Source organism: Streptomyces sp. NPDC101151, from assembly GCF_044768335.1.
Taxonomy (GTDB): domain Bacteria; phylum Actinomycetota; class Actinomycetes; order Streptomycetales; family Streptomycetaceae; genus Streptomyces.
In genome coordinates, this window is record NZ_JBIWPP010000002.1 from 23983 (window position 1) to 42620 (window position 18638).

Below are 18638 nucleotides of genomic sequence, written 5' to 3' on the forward strand. Positions count from 1 at the left end.
GAGCACCTCCGTGACCGGGCGGCGGTCGCTGGTCTTCGCGGGCGGGACGGGGGCGCGGAAGCCCCCAGGACGCCGAGGACGCCCCGGGATGCGGCGATGCCGAGAGCAGCGTCACACCGGACGGGCGGTCCGAGAATGGCCGAATACCCCCCGCTCATCTCACCTTGCGGCATAGCGTCGGATCGGACCGGACACCCCGGGCCGTGGCGTCGAGCCGGAGGGAAAGAGCCCGTTTTTCCTTCTACGTCACGCAACGGCGCGCGACAGGAGCCAGAGGACAATGCAGACCAAGCTGGACGAAGCCAAGGCCGAGCTGCTCGAACGGGCCGCCCGGGTAGCTGAGAACAGCCCGGTCGGGGGGCACCTACCGACCGGGACCACGGGCGAGGGCACGGCCGGCACTCCCGACACCGAGTCCGTGCTCGTGTTCCTCCAGCGCTACTACCTGCACACCGCGCCGGAAGACCTCTCCGACCGCGACCCGGTCGACGTCTTCGGCGCCGCCGTCTCGCACTACCGGCTCGCCGAGACCCGCCCCCAGGGCACCGCCAACGTCCGGGTGCACACCCCGACCGTGGAGGAGAACGGGTGGACCTGCAGCCACACCGTCGTGGAGGTCGTCACCGACGACATGCCCTTCCTCGTCGACTCGGTCACCAATGAGCTGACCCGGCAGGGACGTGGCATCCACGTCGTCATCCACCCGCAGATCGTCGTCCGGCGCGACCTCACCGGCAGGCTCATCGAGGTGCTGCCCAGCGCGCCCCCCGGCGAACTGCCGCACGACGCGCACATCGAGTCCTGGATCCACGTCGAGATCGACCGGGAGACCGATCGCGCCGATCTGAAGCAGATCACCGCCGACCTGCTGCGCGTCCTGTCCGACGTCCGCGAGGCCGTCGAGGACTGGGAGAAGATGCGGGACGCGGCGACCCGGATCTCCGACGGCCTGCAGAGCGAGCCCCGGCCGGGCGACCTGCCCGCGGCCGAGGTCGAGGAGGCCCGCGAACTGCTGCGCTGGCTGTCCTCCGACCACTTCACCTTCCTCGGCTTCCGCGAGTACGAGCTGCGCGACGACGACACGCTCGCCGCCGTGCCCGGCACCGGTCTCGGCATACTGCGCGCCGACCCGCAGCACTCCGAGGACGACCAGCACCCGGTCAGTCCCTCGTTCGAGCGGCTGCCGGCCGACGCCCGCGCCAAGGCCCGCGAGCACAAGCTGCTCGTGCTGACCAAGGCCAACAGCCGGGCCACCGTGCACCGGCCGTCGTACCTGGACTACGTCGGCGTCAAGAAGTTCGACGCGGACGGCAATGTCGTCGGCGAGCGCCGCTTCCTCGGTCTGTTCTCCTCCGCCGCCTACACCGAGTCCGTCCGCCGGGTCCCGGTCATCCGGCGCAAGGTCGACGAGGTCCTGCACCGCGCCGGGTTCTCGCCCGAGAGCCACGACGGCCGCGACCTGCTCCAGATCCTGGAGACCTACCCGCGCGACGAGCTGTTCCAGACCCCGGTCGCCGAGCTCCAGGCCATCGCGACCAGCGTCCTGTACCTGCAGGAGCGCCGCCGGCTGCGGCTCTACCTGCGCCAGGACGAGTACGGCCGCTACTACTCGGCGCTCGTCTACCTCCCGCGCGACCGCTACACCACCGGCGTCCGGCTGCGGATCATCGACATCCTGAAGGAGGAGCTCGGCGGCATCAGCGTCGACTTCACCGCCTGGAACACCGAGTCGATCCTGTCCCGGCTGCACTTCGTCGTCCGTGTCCCGCCGGGCACCGAGCTGCCCGAGCTGTCGGACTCCGACAAGGACCGCATCGAGGCCCGCCTGGTCGAGGCCGCCCGCTCCTGGGCGGACGGGTTCGCCGAGGCGCTGAACGCCGAGTGCGGCGAGGAGCGCGCCGCCGAGCTGCTGCGCCGCTACAACAACGGCAACTCCTTCCCCGAGGGCTACAAGGCCGACCACACGCCGCGCGCGGCGGTCGCCGACCTGGTCCATCTGGAGCGGCTGACCGGCGAGAAGGGCAACGACTTCGCGCTGAGTCTGTACGAGCCGGTGGGCGCCGCCCCCGGCGAGCGCCGCTTCAAGATCTACCGGAAGGGCGACGCGGTCTCCCTGTCCTCCGTGCTGCCGGTCCTCAACCGGCTCGGCGTCGAGGTCGTGGACGAGCGGCCGTACGAGCTGCGCTGCTCGGACCGCACCATCGCCTGGATCTACGACTTCGGCCTGCGCCTGCCCAAGGCGCTGGGCGCCGGCAACGGCGACTACCTCGGCGAGGACGGCCGTGAGCGGTTCCAGGAGGCGTTCTCCGCGACCTGGACCGGCGAGGCGGAGAACGACGGCTTCAACGCCCTCGTGCTGAGCGCCGGGCTGACCTGGCGGCAGGCGACGGTGCTGCGCGCGTACGCCAAGTACCTGCGGCAGGCCGGCTCCACCTTCAGCCAGGACTACATGGAGGACACCCTCCGCAACAACGTCCACACGACCCGGCTCCTCGTCTCCCTCTTCGAGGCGCGGATGTCCCCGGAGCGGCAGAAGGCCGGACTCGAGATCGTGGACGCCCTGCTGGAGGAGCTGGACGCGGCACTGGACCAGGTGGCGAGCCTGGACGAGGACCGCATCCTGCGCTCCTTCCTGACCGTCATCAAGGCGACCCTGCGCACGAACTTCTTCCAGGAGGCGCTCGGCGGCCGGCCGCACGAGTACGTGTCCATGAAGTTCGACCCGCAGGCCATCCCGGACCTGCCCGCGCCGCGCCCGGCGTACGAGATCTGGGTGTACTCGCCGCGCGTCGAGGGTGTGCACCTGCGCTTCGGCAAGGTCGCCCGAGGCGGCCTGCGCTGGTCGGACCGCCGTGAGGACTTCCGTACCGAGATCCTCGGCCTGGTCAAGGCGCAGATGGTGAAGAACACCGTCATCGTGCCGGTCGGCGCCAAGGGCGGCTTCGTCGCCAAGCAGCTGCCGGACCCGGCCGTGGACCGGGACGCGTGGCTGGCCGAGGGCATCGCCAGCTACAAGACGTTCATCTCGGCGCTGCTCGACATCACCGACAACATGGTCGCCGGCGAGGTCGTGCCGCCGCAGGACGTGGTGCGGCACGACGGGGACGACACCTACCTGGTGGTCGCGGCCGACAAGGGCACGGCGACGTTCTCCGACATCGCCAACGGGGTCGCCGAGAAGTACAACTTCTGGCTCGGCGACGCCTTCGCCTCCGGCGGCAGCGCGGGCTACGACCACAAGGGCATGGGCATCACCGCGCGCGGCGCCTGGGAGTCCGTGAAGCGGCACTTCCGCGAGCTGGGCGTGGACACGCAGGGCGAGGACTTCACGGTCGTCGGCATCGGTGACATGTCCGGTGACGTGTTCGGCAACGGCATGCTGCTCTCGGAGCACATCCGCCTGGTCGCCGCCTTCGACCACCGGCACATCTTCATCGACCCGAACCCGGACGCGGCCACCTCCTACGCCGAGCGCCGCCGCCTGTTCGAGCTGCCCCGCTCCAGCTGGGCCGACTACGCCACCGAGCTGCTGTCGGCGGGCGGCGGGATCTTCCCGCGGACCGCCAAGGCGATCCCGCTCAACGCGCACATCCGCGAGGCGCTGGGCATCGAGGAGAAGATCTCCAAGATGACCCCGGCCGACCTGATGAAGGCGATCCTCCACGCACCGGTGGACCTGCTGTGGAACGGCGGCATCGGCACGTACGTGAAGTCGTCGGCGGAGTCCAACGCCGACGCCGGCGACAAGGCCAACGACGCCATCCGCGTCGACGGCCGCGACCTGCGCGTCAAGGTCGTCGGCGAGGGCGGCAACCTGGGCCTGACCCAGCTCGGCCGCATCGAGTTCGCGCTGCAAGGTGGCCGGATCAACACCGACGCGATCGACAACAGCGCCGGTGTGGACACCTCCGACCACGAGGTGAACATCAAGATCCTGCTCAACGGCCTGGTCGCGGACGGCGACATGACCGTCAAGCAGCGCAACAAGCTGCTCGCCGAGATGACCGACGAGGTCGGCGCGCTGGTGCTGCGCAACAACTACGCGCAGAACACGGCGCTCGCCAACGCCCTCGCCCAGTCCAAGGACATGCTGCACGCGCAGCAGCGGTTCATCCGCCACATGGTCCGCGAGGGGCACCTGGACCGGGCGCTGGAGTTCCTGCCGACCGACCGCCAGATCCGCGAGCGCGTGGGCCAGGGCCAGGGCCTGACCGGCCCGGAGACGGCCGTCCTGCTGGCGTACACGAAGATCACGGTCGCCGAGGAACTGCTGGACACCTCGCTGCCGGAGGACCCGTATCTGCGCGGTCTGCTGCACGCCTACTTCCCGACGCCGCTGCGCGAGCGGTTCGCGGACGCCGTCGACAGCCACCCGCTGCGCCGCGAGATCACCACGACCGTGCTGGTCAACGACACGGTCAACACGGGCGGTACGACATATCTGCACCGTCTGCGCGAGGAGACCGGCGCCTCGCTGGAGGAGATCGTCCGCGCCCAGACCGCGGCCCGCGCGATCTTCCGCTCGGCGCCGGTGTGGGACGCGGTCGAGGAGCTGGACAACAAGGCCGACGCGGCCGTCCAGACCCGGATCCGGCTGCACTCGCGCCGTCTGGTCGAGCGTGGCACGCGCTGGCTGCTGAACAACCGGCCGCAGCCGCTGCAGCTCGCGGAGACCGTCGAGTTCTTCGCCGAGCGGGTCGAGCAGGTCTGGCAGGAGCTGCCCAAGCTGCTGCGCGGCGCGGACCTGGAGTGGTACCAGCACGTGTACGACGAGCTGTCCGAGGTCGGCGTCCCGGACGAGCTGGCCACCCGCGTGGCCGGCTTCTCCTCCGCCTTCCCGGCGCTCGACATCGTCTCGGTGGCCGACCGCATGGGCAAGGAGCCGCTGGCCGTCGCCGAGGTCTACTACGACCTCGCCGACCGTCTCGGCATCGCCCAGCTGATGGACCGCATCATCGAACTGCCCCGCGCCGACCGCTGGCAGTCGATGGCCCGCGCCTCCATCCGCGAGGACCTGTACGCGGCCCACGCGGCCCTCACGGCGGACATCCTCGCGGCCGGCAACGGCACTTCGAGTCCCGAGCAGCGCTTCAAGGCCTGGGAGCAGAAGAACGCGGCGATCCTGAGCCGGGCCCGCACCACCCTGGAGGAGATCCGCAGTTCGGACTCCTTCGACCTCGCCAACCTGTCGGTGGCGATGCGTACGATGCGGACGCTGCTGCGCTCGCATTCGTAGCCGTACGGCGATGAGGGCGCCCCGGGCCGGTCGAGGCCCGGGGCGCCTTTCTTCTTGCCGGCCCTTAGGCAAAAACGTGCGGTGAATTTACCGTTTCATGCTGATCGGGGCGTTTCGGATAGGGTCGGGGCTGTGACAGTGAACCTCACCGAGATCCGCCCGGCAACGCTCGCGCCGGCTCCGGCCCGGCCGGTCACGCGCGTCGTGCTGGAAGTCGTGAAATTCGGGGTCGTCGGCGGCAGCGGTGTCCTCGTCAATTTCCTGGTCTTCAACCTGCTGCTGCACGGCCTGCGTTGGCAGGCGATGACCGCGACGGTCCTGGCCAGCTGTATTGCGATGGCGACCAATTACCTGGGCTTCCGCTATTTCGCCTATCGCGACCGGGACACGCGCACGCGCCGCCAGATCGTCCTGTTCTTCGTCTTCAGCGGGCTTGGCGTGGTGCTGGAAAGCGGTCTGTTCTGGGTCGGTTATCACGGGCTCGGACTGCACGGCGCGCTCGAGTCGAACGTGGTGAAGGCGCTGTCGATCGTGCTCGCCTCGGGCTTCCGTTTCCTGGTCTACCGCACCTGGGTGTTCCAGCAGGATGCGCGCCGCGCCGCCTAGCACCGCGGGCGCAGGCCGGGCGCTGCCCCAGGCCGCCGCCGCGCTCGTGCTGGTCCTGCTCCTCCTGGTCATCGTCCGGCTGCCCTGGGCGGGCGATCTCGGTATGCACGCGGCGACCGTGCAACGGCTGCGGCACAGCCTGCTGCACCCCGGGAACCCGCTGGTCGACGCCGACACCCCGAGCCCGTACTACTCGCCCTGGATGCTGCTGCTGGGCTGCCTCGCCCGGATCACCAGCCTGTCGGTGTTCGACGTGCTGCGGATCGGCGCGCTCGTCGGACTCGGGCTGCTGGTCACCGGCGTGTGGCGGTACGTCCGCACGCTCAGCGACCATCGCGTCGCGCCCGCCCTGGCGATCCTCTGCCTGGTGTTCCTGTGGGGCCCGCTGCTGTTCAACTGGAGCGGCTTCCTCGGCCTCAACTCGCTCGCGCTGACGGTGTCGTACCCCAGCGTGCTGGCCCTCGGCCTCTCCTTCCACCTCTGGGCCTGGCTCACCCGGGCGCTGCGCGGCGAGAGCGGCTGGGGGGTGTGGCTGTGGCTGGGACTCCTGTGGGGGCTGATCCTGCTGTGCCACCAGTTCACGGGGGTGGTGGCGTCCCTCGGCGCGCTGGCCGTGGTGATCGCCGCGCGGCCGGGCCGCGCGCTGCTGCTGCGGCTCGGCACCGCGGCGGCCATGGGCGTCGTGCTGCTGGCGCTCTGGCCCTACTACGACTTCTTCGCGCTCTTCTCGGCGGGCGCGGACCTCGAGGCGATCCACCGGCCGCTGTACGAGCACCTGCCGGGGCGGTTCGGGCTGGTCCTGCTGGGGGTCGTGGCCCTGGGCCTGCGCCTGCGGCGGGACCGCCGGGACCCCCTGGTCGTCTTCTTCCTGCTCGGCGTGCTGGTGTTCGCAGCGGGCGGGCTGACCGGGCACTACTCGTGGGGCCGCGCCCTGCCGGCGGTGCTGATCCCGGCTCAGCTCGCGGCCGCGCTGGAGGTCGTGTCGGCGGGGCGGCGAACGGTGCGCGTGGGGTGGGCGTGTGTGCTCGGCGCTGCGCTGGCCGTGGGGGCATGGGCGCAGGCGGGGACGCTCGGGTATGTGGTCGGGCGGGACGCGCTGCCCGGTGCGGTCGCGGCCAAGTACCGCACACCGTGGGTGGGGTACCAGTGGATCACGCCCTGGGTGAAGTACGGCGACGTGGTCATGGCCCGTACGGTCCCGTCGCGGCAGATTCCCGCGTACGGGCCGTACACCGTGGCTCCCGGGTATCCCGATGTGTTCCTGCCGGACGAGGCCAGGCGGGACGCGGCGGTGACGCGGTACTTCGCGCCGGGTACGACGGCCGGCGAACGGCGGGACATGGTGCGGGAGTACGGCGTGCGGTGGGTCGTGGGCGGCAAGGGGGCCGCCGAGCCGTGGCTCCGGCAGGTGGCGTCCGGGCCGGACGGCCAGGTGCTGTACCAAGTCGTGCGCTGAAGGGCCGCCCGCGGTAGAAGGACGATACGACCACGCAGCGGCGCGGCTACTTCAGCACGCTGGCCACGAGTCGGGCGGCATTGCGGACCTTCGGCCTGGCCACCTTCCGTACCACCGGGCGAATCACCCGCGCGGTCACCCCCACCGGGCGCCAGCGGATCTGGAGGCGGCCGGGGTTGCGGCCCTCCGGTTCGATGGTGACGTCGTGCGGGGTGGCGCCTGAGCGGTAGTCGACGCGGGCCGTGGCGGCCGGGAAGTCCAGGGGCGCCAGGAGCAGTCCGGAGTGGGAGAGGCCCTGCTGTTCCAGGCGGAGCAGCGGGTGGCGTACGCCGTCGAAGCCCTGCACGGGAAGCGTCGCCGTCGCCAGGTCGAGCCGTACGCGGCCCTCGAAGACGCCCGGGCGGACGGGGTCCAGGCGGAACGGGACCGTCATACGGCGCCGGGAAGGGGCCAGCACCAGACTCGCGCGTTGCGGTCCCACCGGGAGCCGCAGTCCGGGGTCGTAGGTGCGGATCGCGAGGGTGAGGCAGGCTCCGGGACCCGGGGTCAGTTCGGTGATCTCGTGCCGGAAGTGGGCGCTGGGGAACGGCCGGGTGTCCAGCTCCAGGTCGGAGACGTCCAGTTCGCGGCGCGCCCGGTCGGCGGAGGGGACGGCGTCGCCCCAGTAGGCGGCGCCCGAGCCGTCGGACGTGACATGCCTCGGTGCCACCGCGTGGCCCAGGCCGCGCGCCGCCGGCCGGACGTCGGACAGGCGGCCGTCGCGCAGGAGTTGGAGGACCACCCGCTCGGGGCGCGGCAGGCGGGTGTACGCACCCGGGGCGAGCGTCTCCAGATACGGGTTCATGATCTCGGCGAACGACTCCAGCCACTCGGCGTCCCGGTAGGGCAGGTCGCCCGCGTACATCCGGAAGTCGTGCTTGAGGAACTTGTAGTCCTTGTCCTCCCGCAGTGCCGCGTGCCCGCTCTCCACCAGGAAGTCGTCGATCAGGCGTTGTACGTGCACACGGTCGCGGACGTTGGAGATCTTGTGCCGCTGATTGGAGATGGAGGCCGACGCGGCGGCCGCGAACGGCTCGATGTACCAGGTGTACACCGGGTCGGGGATGATCGTGAACGCCTTCGCCAGGCAGTAGGCCCGCGCCGAGAACAGCTGGTCCTCGTAGTGGATGCCCTCGGGGAAGCGGAGCCGGTGGCGGTCCAGGAACGCGCGGGAGTACATCTTGCTGGTGGACAGGTGCTCGAACAGCAGCCGGGGGTCGGCCTCGATGCCGTCCAGGGTGCGGTGCTCGGCGACCAGATGGGGCATCCAGGTCGAGCGGCGCCCGTTGTCCACCCGTACCCGCCGCACCGCGCCCATGGTGAAGTCCACCTCGCGCCCGCGGTGCGCGGCCAGCAGCAGCTCGACGGCGCGCGGCGGCAGTTCGTCGTCGCTGTCCAGGAACATCAGATACGGCGCCCGGGCGATCTCGACGGCCCGGTTGCGCGGGGCGCTGCAGCCGCCGCTGTTCTCCGGCAGACGGAGGTAGCGGATGCGGTGGTCCTGGGCGGCCAGCTGCCGGGCGACGGCCGGGGTGTCGTCGGTGGAGTGGTCGTCGCTGATGACGATCTCGATGTCGGCGTGGGTCTGGGCGCGCACGGAGGCGACCGCCCGGGGGAGACGGGCCGCGTCGTTGTAGACGATGACGGTGACCGTGACGTCGGGGGTCGTCATGCCGTGGCCTCCTCGGGGGTCGGGGCGGGGGTGCGTTCTTCGAGCGGGATCACCGGGGGCAGCGCCTCCTCGGGTTCGCCTAGGAAGACCCGTCGTACGACCCGCTCGGCGGCCCGCCCGTCGTCGTACTCGCAGAACCGGCGCCGGAAGGCGGCCCGCGCCTTCGCCGCGCCGTCGTCGCGCCAGGCGCCCGAGCTGAAGATCTCCGTCAGCTCCTCCTGGGTGCGGGCGACCCGGCCCGGCGCCTCGGTCATCAGGTCGAAGTAGACGCCCCGGGTGGTCCGGTAGGTCTCCCAGTCGTCGGCGTAGACGACGACCGGGCGGTCCAGGTTGGCGTAGTCGAACATGATCGACGAGTAGTCCGTGACCAGCGCGTCGGCGGCCAGGCACAGCTCCTCGACGGGGTCGTAGGAGGAGACGTCGATGATCCGGCCGGAGCGGCGCAGGCCGGTCAGCGGGGAGGCGGCGCCGCCGTAGAAGTAGTGGGCGCGGACCAGCAGGACGGTGTCCTCGCCGAGGCGGTCGGCCAGGGCGGCCAGGTCGAGGCGAGGGGTGAAGCCGGCCTCGTAGTCGCGGTGGGTGGGGGCGTAGAGGACGGCGGTCCGGCCGGGGGCGATGCCCAGGCGCTCGCGGGCGGCCCGCACGTCGGCGGCGGTGGCCGTGTAGAAGACGTCGTTGCGCGGATAGCCGTGGTCCAGGGAGGTGTAGCGGGCCGGGTAGGCGCGCTCCCACATGCGGGTGGAGTGGCTGTTGGCGCTGACGCTGTAGTCCCACTTGTCGATGCGGGCCAGCAGTGCGGCGAAGTCCAGGCCCTTGGCGGCGGCCGGGTGGTCCATCTGGTCCAGGCCCATGCGCTTGAGCGGAGTGCCGTGGTGGGTCTGCAGATGGATCGCGTCGGGGCGTTTGACCACCGCGTTGGGGAAGTTGACGTTGTTCGTCAGGTACTTGGCGGTGGCCAGCGTCTCCCAGTAGCGGCGGGTACCGGGGATCACGTGGTCCGTGCCGGGCGGCAGCAGGGCCGCGTTCTCCTTGCCGACCACCCACACCCTGTGGATGTGCGGGGCGAGTTCGGCGAGTTTGGCGGCGATCGCGGCCGGGTTGCAGGACACCCCGCGGTCCCAATAGGCCGCGAACACGGCCAGGTTCGGGTCGACGGGGCGGCCGAGCGCCCTGCGGTACTGGTGGTCGCGGAGCTTCGCGGCCACTTGGCGCTTGCGGGTCCGTACGGCCTTCCTGGCCGCGCGGCGGGTGCGGTTGGCCGTCTGGAAGGCGCGGTACTTGGTGTAGGCACCCTCTTCGAGCAGGGTGTGCCGGACGCCCTCCAGGCCTCCCGGGCGCCGGTGGCCCTCGGGGCGCCAGCGGGCCGCCGCCAGGGACGCGCGGCGGAAGAACTCGCGGGCCACCGTGTCGGGCAGGCTCTGGCCGGCGAAGGTGCGGACCAGGTCGCGGACCATCAGGTTGTACAGGACCGCACGGACGGCGCGGCGGTTCTCGGTGAGCGGGAGCAGGGACTCGTAGCGCTCGATCAGCGCGAACCGGTCCTCGGGGGCGAGCGGCGGCAGGCTCTCGGGGCGCAGCACGCGGTTCTCGTAGGCCACCTGGTTGAGGCAGGCGACGCGGCCGGCGTGCAGCAGGGCCGCGTGGGCGGCGGACGGCTCGTCGTCGGTGGTCAACCGCTCCTCGTGCGCGCGCCAGAACTCGGCGCGCAGGACGCGGGTGCCGAGCAGCGGGGTGAGGCGCAGCAGTTCGGCGGCGTCGTTCAGGGCGAGGCCGGCGCGGCCCGCGCCGGCGAGGAAGCGGCCGTCGCGCGAGGGGGCCGCGGCGGTCTGCCAGGTGGTGGTGACGTGGCCGAGGAGGAGTACATCGACGGCGGCGTCCGACTCGTCCAATTCGGCGGCCCGCTCGGCGATCAGCCGGGGCGCTCCGGCGGGCACACCGTCCTTGGCGTGCACGAAGTGCAGCCAGCGGCCGGACGCCCGCGCGGCCCCGGCCGCCCGGGCCGCCGCGTCACCGGTGCCCTCCGGCAGCGGCACCACGGCCGTCTCGGGGGCGTGGCGCTCGGCGGTCTCCCGCGCCCAGTCGCCGACCGCGGCGACGATCACCTCGGCGTCCGCGAGCGGGCGGGCCTCCAGGGAGTCGAGCAGTTCGGTCAGATGCCCCTGGGCGTTCGGCCCGTAGACGATGACGCTGAGTTGGGGCATCGCGGGGTACTCCTTCGGCTCGTCGTCTCGGCGGGCACCTTTCATAACATACTGTCACTAGAGGGATGAAAGGGATAACCACGCCTGAGGTAAGAGCAAGGCTCACGAAGGAAGAGGGACTTTCGGAGTCTCCGGTTTCGGTGCCTCCGGGCCCGCGGTGTCGGCCTTGGGCGCGGCCTTCCCGGGCGCCGGCTTCTTCGCTGCCTTGTCGCTCTTGTCGCCGGTGAAGGCCTCGTACTCCTTCAGGACGTCCTCCGTCGGCCCGTCCATGCGCAGCTCGCCGCGCTCCAGCCACAGCACCCGCTCGCAGGTGTCACGGATCGACTTGTTGTTGTGGCTGACCAGGAAGACCGTGCCCGCGTGCCGGCGCAGCTCGCGGATCCGCGCCTCGGAGCGCTTCTGGAAGGAGCGGTCGCCGGTGGCCAGGGCCTCGTCGATCAGCAGGACGTCGTGGTCCTTGGCGGCGGCGATGGAGAAGCGCAGGCGGGCGGCCATGCCGGAGGAGTACGTCCGCATCGGGAGCGTGATGAAGTCGCCCTTCTCGTTGATCCCGGAGAAGTCGACGATGTCCTCGTAGCGCTCCTTGACCTGCTCGCGGGACATGCCCATGGCGAGGCCGCCGAGGTGGACGTTGCGCTCGCCGGTGAGGTCGTTCATCAGGGCCGCGTTGACACCCAGCAGGGAGGGCTGGCCGCCGGTGTAGATGTGGCCGTTCTCCACCGGGAGCAGGCCGGCGACCGCCTTCAGCAGGGTCGACTTGCCGGAGCCGTTGGTGCCGATCAGGCCGATCGCCTCGCCCTTGTAGGCGACGAACGAGACCTTCTTCACCGCGTGCACCTTGCGCACGCCGGCGGCCTGCTCGGCCTGCTTGCGGCGCAGGATGCGGTTGAGGGCGGCGGTGGCGGTGCCGCGGCCAGCGCCGGTGCCGTTGACCCGGTAGACGATGTCGACGCGGTCGGCGACGACGGTGGGGATCTGGTCGTTCTCGTTGTCAGCCACGGCCGTACGTCTCCTCAGCCTTCCAGAAATAGATGAAGCCGCCGACGCCGGCGAGCAGGGCCCAGAACAGGGCCATGGCCCAGACGTGCGGGGGCAGCGCCTTGGCGTGGAAGCTGTCGATCAGCGCGTACCGCATGAGGTCGATGTAGACCGCGGCCGGGTTGGTCTCCAGCAGGATCGTGACGATGTGCGGGAGGTGGTCCTTCTTGGTGAGCTTGTCGATGCTCCACATCACGCCGGACACATACATCCAGGTGCGCAGCACGAACGGCATCAGCTGGGCGATGTCCGGGGTCCTGGCGCCCGCCCGGGCCATGATCATCGACATGCCCGCGTTGAACGTGAACTGCAGGAACAGTGCCGGGATCGCGAGCAGCCAGGAGGCGGCGACCGGCACGCCGAAGCAGAGCAGGATGACGACCAGCGCGGCCATCGAGAACATCAGCTGCTGGAGCTGCTGGAGGCAGAAGGAGATCGGCAGCGCGGCGCGCGGGAAGTGCAGGGCGCGCACCAGGCCGAGGTTGCCGGAGATCGCGCGGGTGCCCGCCATGATCGAACTCTGGGTGAACGTCCAGATGAACACGCCCGTGACCAGGAACGGGATGTAGTCCGGGACGCCGTGCTTGGTGCCGAGCAGCACGCCGAAGATGAAGTAGTAGACCGCCGCGTTCAGCAGGGGGGTCATGACCTGCCAGACCTGGCCGAGCTTCGCCTGGCTGTACTGGGCGGTGAGCTTGGCGGTGGCGAAGGCGGTGATGAAGTGCCGCCGGGCCCACAGCTCGCGGACGTACTCCGGCAGGGTGGGGCGGGCGCCGCTCACCGTGAGGCCGTGCCGGGCGGCCAGGGCCGCGAGGTCGTCGTCGTCGGCCGGGGCCTGGGTGGGGGGCGGTGTGTGGAGGACCTGGCTCACATCCGCTGCTTTCGCTCGGGGGGAGGGGGTGCGTCCGGCTGCCGCCGGGCCTGAGCGGTCCCCGTCCGTCGTCCGGCGTTTCCTTACGCTTCTCTTCACGTTCTCTTACGTCGGGACGGGACCGTATCGTCGCAACGTGAGCGTAGAACCATCGACCGTCGGAACGCAACCGTTTCGTCGTAACGCCCTATGCTGGTCCGTATGACGACGAACGCCGACGACACCCCGACGCGTCCGCGCCGCCGGGCCCCCGCCGGGGCCGCCGTGCTCCGGGAGGATGTGACCGAGGCCATCCGGGCGGCCGTCTTCGAGGAACTGGCGGCGGTCGGCTACGCCCGGATGTCCATCGAGGGCATCGCCCGGCGGGCGGGTGTCGGCAAGACGGCGGTCTACCGCCGCTGGCGCTCCAAGCTGCACCTGGTGCTGGACGTGGTGTCGGCGATGGCGGTGCTGGGCCTGCCGGTCCCGGACACGGGCTCCCTGGAGGGAGACCTCCGCCTCCTCTACGAGCTGACGTCCCGCGCCCTGCGCCACCCCGTCGCCTCGCAGATCATCCCCGACCTCCAGGCGGAGGCGGCCCGCAATCCCGATATCGCTCAGGCCCTGCAGAAGGCGCTGCGGGACGGCCAGGAGGGCGTGGCCAGCAAGATCGTGGCGGCGGCGGAGCAGCGGGGTGAGGTGCGGGCGGGTGTCGACGCCGACCTCGCCCTGGACCTGATCTCCGGCCCGCTGTACTGGCGCTCGGTGGTGATCCGCTCACCGAAGCTGCCGAAGGGGTACCTGGAGAATCTGGCCCGGGCGACGGCGGGCGCGCTCAAGGCGTTGTGAGGGCGGGCGGCGCTGTGGCTGGGCGGGGTAGGACCGCTCGCCGGTGCCGGCAAGGTGCCGCCGCGCCCACCCGTGCCGCCCCAGCGGCACGACTGCCCGCAGATGTGATGTGCGTGCACTGAGCAGGTGCGGCGACTGCAACCCCCTGGGGGCGCGGGGAACTGCGCGACCAGCCACGGAGCACCCGTACCGGGGGAATCGCCGCAGCGAGAACGGCGCTCGCCGGGCCGCCCCGCGCCGGCAGCGACTCGGCCGTCAGTACGGCCATCTGCGTGTCGTCGGTCGCCTCGCCGGGGTCCCAGCCGCCGCCCCCGCACATCTCGGCGCCGTGTCCGGACTGCGGGAAGCGGGCCCAGAAGGCGCCTCCGGGGCCGAACTCGAAGGGCGCCCCCAGCGCGTCGCCCACGGCGGAGCCGATCACGGTGCCGAGGGCGCGTTCGGTGAGCGAGGGACCGGTCATTCCCGGCAGCCTACGACCGTGCCGCCTCCGGGTGGAGGCGTACCCAGCCCTCCCAGGCCGAGGTGATCATGTCCTGGACGTCGTGCTTGGCCTGCCAGCCCAGTTCGGTGGCGATGCGGTCGGCGGAGGCCACCACGCGGGCCGGGTCACCGGGGCGGCGCGGGGTGACGGTCGGGGGGCGGTCGTAGCCGGTGACCGCGTTGATGTGGTCGATCATCTCGCGGACCGAGACGCCCTCCCCGCGGCCGATGTTGACGGTCAGGTCGCGGCCGGGCGCGGAGCGCAGGGCGCGCGCGGCTGCCACATGGGCCTCGGCCAGGTCGACCACGTGGATGTAGTCGCGGACACAGGTGCCGTCGGGGGTCGGGTAGTCGTCGCCGAAGATGCGCGGGGCCGCGCCCTCGGTGAGCTTCTCGAAGACCATGGGGACGAGGTTGAACACGCCCGTGTCGGCCAGCGTGGGGGTGGCCGCGCCCGCCACGTTGAAGTAGCGGAGCGAAGCGGTGGCGAGGCCCGTGGCCCGGCCCGTCGCGCGGACCAGCCACTCGCCGGCCAGCTTGGTCTCGCCGTAGGGGGAGAGCGGGAGACAGGGCGTCTCCTCCGTGACCAGGTCCACGTCCGGCATGCCGTAGACGGCGGCCGAGGAGGAGAAGACGAAGGACGGGATCTCCGCCTGTGTCACCGCCTCCAGCAGGACGCGCAGGCCCTCCACGTTCTCCCGGTAGTAGTGCAGCGGGAGGCCCACTGACTCGCCCACCTGCTTCTTCGCCGCGAGATGGACGACCCCGGTCACCTCGTGCTCGGCGAGGGTGCGGGCCACGGTCTCGCCGTCCAGGATCGAGCCCCGCACCAGGGGTACGTCGTCCGGCACGCGCCCGGCGACGCCGGTGGACAGGTCGTCGTAGACCACGGTCCGCTCGCCCGCCTCGGTCATCGCGCGTACCACGTGCGCCCCGATGTATCCGGCGCCGCCGGTGATCAGCCAGGTCATGTACGGGCGTCCCCTCGTCAGTGGGTCGGTGTGGCGGTGGCTCTGGGTGCTGCGGCTCTCAGTGAAGCAGGCGGCGGAGCCGCCCGCGGGCCACTGTCATGACTCCGCGTACACCGGCTGCCACGCGCAGTGCCAGTGCGCCGGAGTGGGTGGCGTACGGCTGGACCAGCAGCACCCCGCACCGGGCGCTCGGGACGGCGCGCCGGCGCAGCCGGCCGGCGCCCGCGAGGGCGTGCGCCGTGACGTCCCGGGACGCGCCGTCCGCGAAGCGCAGGGTCAGGCGCAGATCCCAGGTGCCCGCGCCGAGCGCGGCCGGATCGACCGGCAACTCGGCCGACCAGCAGTCCGAGCCGGAGGGCGTGAAGGTGGCCGTCGCGCGCTGGACCGCGCGCCCGTCCTCCCGGGACTGCCACTCCACGTCCACCTCCTGTGGTCCCGCCTCGGCCGTCCGCCCGTACAGCTCGTGCAGCCGCAGGCGCAGGCGGCTGTCACGCGCGCGCGGACGCAGTTCCGCGTCCACGGTGAGCGGCAGGACGTGGGTGGGGCGGCTCAGCAGGGGGGCGAGGGTGACCTGGGGGAGGTCGGCGGACCAGACGGGCGTGCCGTCGGAGGTGCGGGCGTACGGCGGGAGCAGCCGGGCCGGGCGCGCGGCCAGCTCCTTCAGGCGGGGCAGGTCGCGCGGCTCGGGGGACTCCAGGACGACGCGTGCGAGCAGCCGGCCGGGGGCCGTCGGGTTCAGCTCCCAGTCGGCGGCGTCGTAGCGCGTGAGGTACGCCCGGGTGTGCGCCCACCACGCGCGCCGGTAGGGCACATCGTGCAACTCCAGCTCGCGCGCGTACATGCGCACCTCGTGGTCGAGGAACTTCGCCCGGGACGCCCGCGCCAGTTCCTTCTGCCCCGCGCCCAGCAGAATGTCGTACGCCAGCGCGCACGCCTCTGTACGTGCCTTCCAGTTGTCGATGCCTCCCCGGTCCAGCGAGAGCGACAACTGCTCGGCGGACCGGCGCACATGCCACACGTACACGCGGTCCGGCACGAGCGCGATGCGCGGCGCGGCGGCGAGCACGCGCGCGGTGAAGACGAAGTCCTCGTAGAGGAAGCGCCCCGCGGGGAAGCGGATGCCGTGCTCGCGCAGGAAGGCGGTCCGGTACAGCTTGTTGACGCACAGCGTGTCGTGGACCAGACGGGGGTGCTGGGAGGGACGCGCGAGCACGCTGTGCACCGTGTAGAGGGGGGCCTGCCAGGGCTGTTCGCGCCCCGAGGGCAGCTCCCGGCGCACGCACAGCCCGCTCGCGACCTCGGCGCGCGCCCCCGTGGCGGCCGTCAGCAGCGCGTCCACCGCGCCGGGCGGCAGCACGTCGTCGCTGTCCAGGAACATCACGTACGGCATCGTCACCGCGTCGATCCCGGTGTTGCGCGGGCTGCCGCAGCCGCCGCTGTTGACGCCGCGGCGCACCACCCGCAGTCTCGGTTCCCCGGCGGCGAGCCGGGCCAGCAGTTCGCCGGTGCCGTCCGTGGAGCAGTCGTCCACGGCGACGACCTCGCCGACGGCGGCGCCCTGGCCGAGCGCCGAGCGTACGGCGTCCGCCACATGGGCGGCGTCGTTGTAGCCGATGACGACCACGCCGACCTGAGGCGTCGGGTGCGGGTCTCGCGGGTTCGGATGCATGGGGTCCACGGGCTGGAGCGTAGAAATGTTCGGTAATAACCCGTTAAGAGATGCTTAGCGCTCGGTCCGGAAGACGGTCGGAATCGGGTCGGGGTTGCGTCGCGGGAACGGTCTTTCCGGTCGGCGGCCGCGCGGAGCGCCACAGCCGGACGAAGGACATCACCGCGGCGGCGGCCAGCAGCCCGTTGCGGGCCAGCATCAGCAGACAGCCGGTCCAGGTGCCGTCGATCACCTCGCGGTAGAACACCGGGTAGACCAGGGAGCTGAGCGCGCTCGCGGCGAGGATCAGCAGGGCCACCGGGCGCTGGCTGGTGTGCCGCGAGGTCAGGCACACGGCGGCCAGACCGATCAGCCAGATCATGTACTGGGGGCTGATGACCCGGCTGGTGACGGTGAACAGCAGCACCGCGGCGAGCGCGGCGTCGTACGGCGTCGCCGGGCTCCAGTGCCGCGCCCGCACCCTCCACAGCACCAGCAGTACGAAGGCGGCCGCCGTGAGCGCGAGGGAGGCCATGGCCACGGCCGGCACGTGCGGACCGACCAGCTCGACCGAGCCGTACTGGTAGCGGGCCCGTCCGGACCAGCCGACGTGCCGCGCCAGATTGAGCGCCGTACCGCCGAACGACTCGATCTGCACACCCCGGCCGCCCTGCTCCCGCAGAAAGGCCAGCGGATTGTTGAACGAAATGGCGACGAGCACGAGACAGGTGCCCCCGGCCGCCGCCGCCCACCCCCATGCCCGCCGCGTCGTGGGTCCCGAGGGCGTGCCCAGCAGCACCAGCGCCGGCCACACCTTCACCAGAGCGCCCAGCGCCCCGAGAACACCGCCCGCGCGCGGGGAGCGTCGCAACGTCAGCAGGGAGATGACGGCGAACGCGGTGACCTGGACGTCGTACCGGGCGAGCGGCAGGTGCAGCAGCAGCGGCAGACCACAGGTCCACAGGGCCGCGCCGAACAGGCTCCGCCCGGGGCGGGTGCCCGCGCGGACCAGGGCGGCCGCGATCAGCGCGTCCGCCGTCAGCGTCAGCAGGACGAACGCCTGAAAGTACGTCAACCACGGCAGCAGGCCCGGCGCCAGCAGCACCGCGCCCGCGCCCGGCGGGTACTGCCAGGTGCTGTCGTGCGAGGGAAACGTGCCGTGCGACAGGACGCCGTACCAGTGGAAGTACAGCCGCCACACCTCGCGTGGGACCGAACCCCCGCCGAGCAGGGGCGAGCTGTCGTGCATGAGCAGCCACGACATCAGGGCACGGGTGGCGAGCCATACGGCGGTGAGGGCGAGGACCGGGCCGGGGGTGACACGGAGACGGTTCATCACGTGGGAGCCTAATCCGCGCGGATGGTGTATCCATGCCGATACGCCGTCAATGACCGGCAAAGGTTGGCTAATCGCAAAAGATCGGGCCGTGGTGAACGTCAGGCCTCTCGTGAAACTCCAGTCGCACAGGGCGGCTCGAGCAGCAGCTGCCGTACCGGCCGATGCGCGGGGCGCACCCGGTGCAACGACTCACGCGGCCAGAGGTGCGCCGAGTACGCCACATGCGCCGGGCCGCCTCCCGCCGCGCTGCCGA

11 protein-coding genes and 1 pseudogene are annotated in these 18638 nt (G+C 71.6%); 4 read left to right on the forward strand and 8 right to left on the reverse strand.

Annotated elements, in window-relative coordinates; genetic code table 11:
• The first annotated feature begins 280 nt into the window (after positions 1 to 280).
• The 3 genes from ACIRU3_RS03230 to ACIRU3_RS03240 all read left to right on the forward strand — a co-directional run bounded on the left by ACIRU3_RS03230 (position 281) and on the right by ACIRU3_RS03240 (position 7298).
• A complete protein-coding gene (locus tag ACIRU3_RS03230) occupies positions 281 to 5236 on the forward strand; it encodes an NAD-glutamate dehydrogenase (protein ID WP_404050622.1) in 4956 nt (1651 codons plus the stop codon).
• 132 nt (positions 5237 to 5368) lie between these two features.
• On the forward strand, positions 5369 to 5842 hold the full coding sequence (locus ACIRU3_RS03235) for a GtrA family protein (RefSeq protein WP_404050625.1): 474 nt from the start codon (positions 5369 to 5371) through the stop codon (positions 5840 to 5842).
• The gene (locus ACIRU3_RS03240) at positions 5823 to 7298 is read left to right on the forward strand and encodes a hypothetical protein (RefSeq protein WP_404050628.1); all 1476 of its coding nucleotides are present in this window, start codon (positions 5823 to 5825) and stop codon (positions 7296 to 7298) included. The genes ACIRU3_RS03235 and ACIRU3_RS03240 overlap by 20 nt, the downstream gene beginning before the upstream one ends.
• A 46-nt stretch (positions 7299 to 7344) precedes the next feature.
• Here ACIRU3_RS03240 and ACIRU3_RS03245 read toward each other — a convergent pair whose 3' ends face one another.
• The 4 genes from ACIRU3_RS03245 to ACIRU3_RS03260 form a co-directional block, all read right to left on the reverse strand.
• Complete coding sequence (locus ACIRU3_RS03245; RefSeq protein WP_404050631.1) at positions 7345 to 9009, reverse strand: glycosyltransferase family 2 protein; 1665 nt, start codon at positions 9007 to 9009, stop codon at positions 7345 to 7347.
• On the reverse strand, positions 9006 to 11210 hold the full coding sequence (locus ACIRU3_RS03250) for a CDP-glycerol glycerophosphotransferase family protein (protein WP_404050633.1): 2205 nt from the start codon (positions 11208 to 11210) through the stop codon (positions 9006 to 9008). Before ACIRU3_RS03250 ends, ACIRU3_RS03245 begins: the two co-directional genes overlap by 4 nt.
• 102 nt (positions 11211 to 11312) lie before the next feature.
• A complete protein-coding gene (locus ACIRU3_RS03255) occupies positions 11313 to 12209 on the reverse strand; it encodes an ABC transporter ATP-binding protein (RefSeq protein ID WP_404050636.1) in 897 nt (298 codons plus the stop codon).
• Complete coding sequence (locus tag ACIRU3_RS03260; RefSeq protein ID WP_404050639.1) at positions 12202 to 13119, reverse strand: ABC transporter permease; 918 nt, start codon at positions 13117 to 13119, stop codon at positions 12202 to 12204. The genes ACIRU3_RS03255 and ACIRU3_RS03260 overlap by 8 nt, the downstream gene beginning before the upstream one ends.
• Positions 13120 to 13320: 201 nt before the next feature.
• Between ACIRU3_RS03260 and ACIRU3_RS03265 the strand changes: the two genes are divergently transcribed.
• Positions 13321 to 13947, forward strand: a complete 627-nt coding sequence (locus ACIRU3_RS03265) for a TetR/AcrR family transcriptional regulator (protein ID WP_404050642.1) — start codon at positions 13321 to 13323, stop codon at positions 13945 to 13947.
• Between the two features lie 226 nt (positions 13948 to 14173).
• Here ACIRU3_RS03265 and ACIRU3_RS03270 read toward each other — a convergent pair.
• The 4 genes and pseudogenes from ACIRU3_RS03270 to ACIRU3_RS03285 all read right to left on the reverse strand — a co-directional run.
• Positions 14174 to 14407, reverse strand: a pseudogene (locus tag ACIRU3_RS03270) (ADP-ribosylglycohydrolase family protein); the annotation flags it as partial.
• A gap of 10 nt (positions 14408 to 14417) precedes the next feature.
• A complete protein-coding gene (gene galE, locus ACIRU3_RS03275; protein ID WP_404050644.1) occupies positions 14418 to 15398 on the reverse strand; it encodes a UDP-glucose 4-epimerase GalE in 981 nt (326 codons plus the stop codon).
• Positions 15399 to 15456: 58 nt separating this feature from the next.
• A complete protein-coding gene (locus ACIRU3_RS03280; RefSeq protein ID WP_404051868.1) occupies positions 15457 to 17067 on the reverse strand; it encodes a glycosyltransferase in 1611 nt (536 codons plus the stop codon).
• A 43-nt stretch (positions 17068 to 17110) separates the two neighbouring features.
• A complete protein-coding gene (locus ACIRU3_RS03285) occupies positions 17111 to 18382 on the reverse strand; it encodes a glycosyltransferase 87 family protein (protein ID WP_404050647.1) in 1272 nt (423 codons plus the stop codon).
• Positions 18383 to 18638 lie beyond the last annotated feature (256 nt).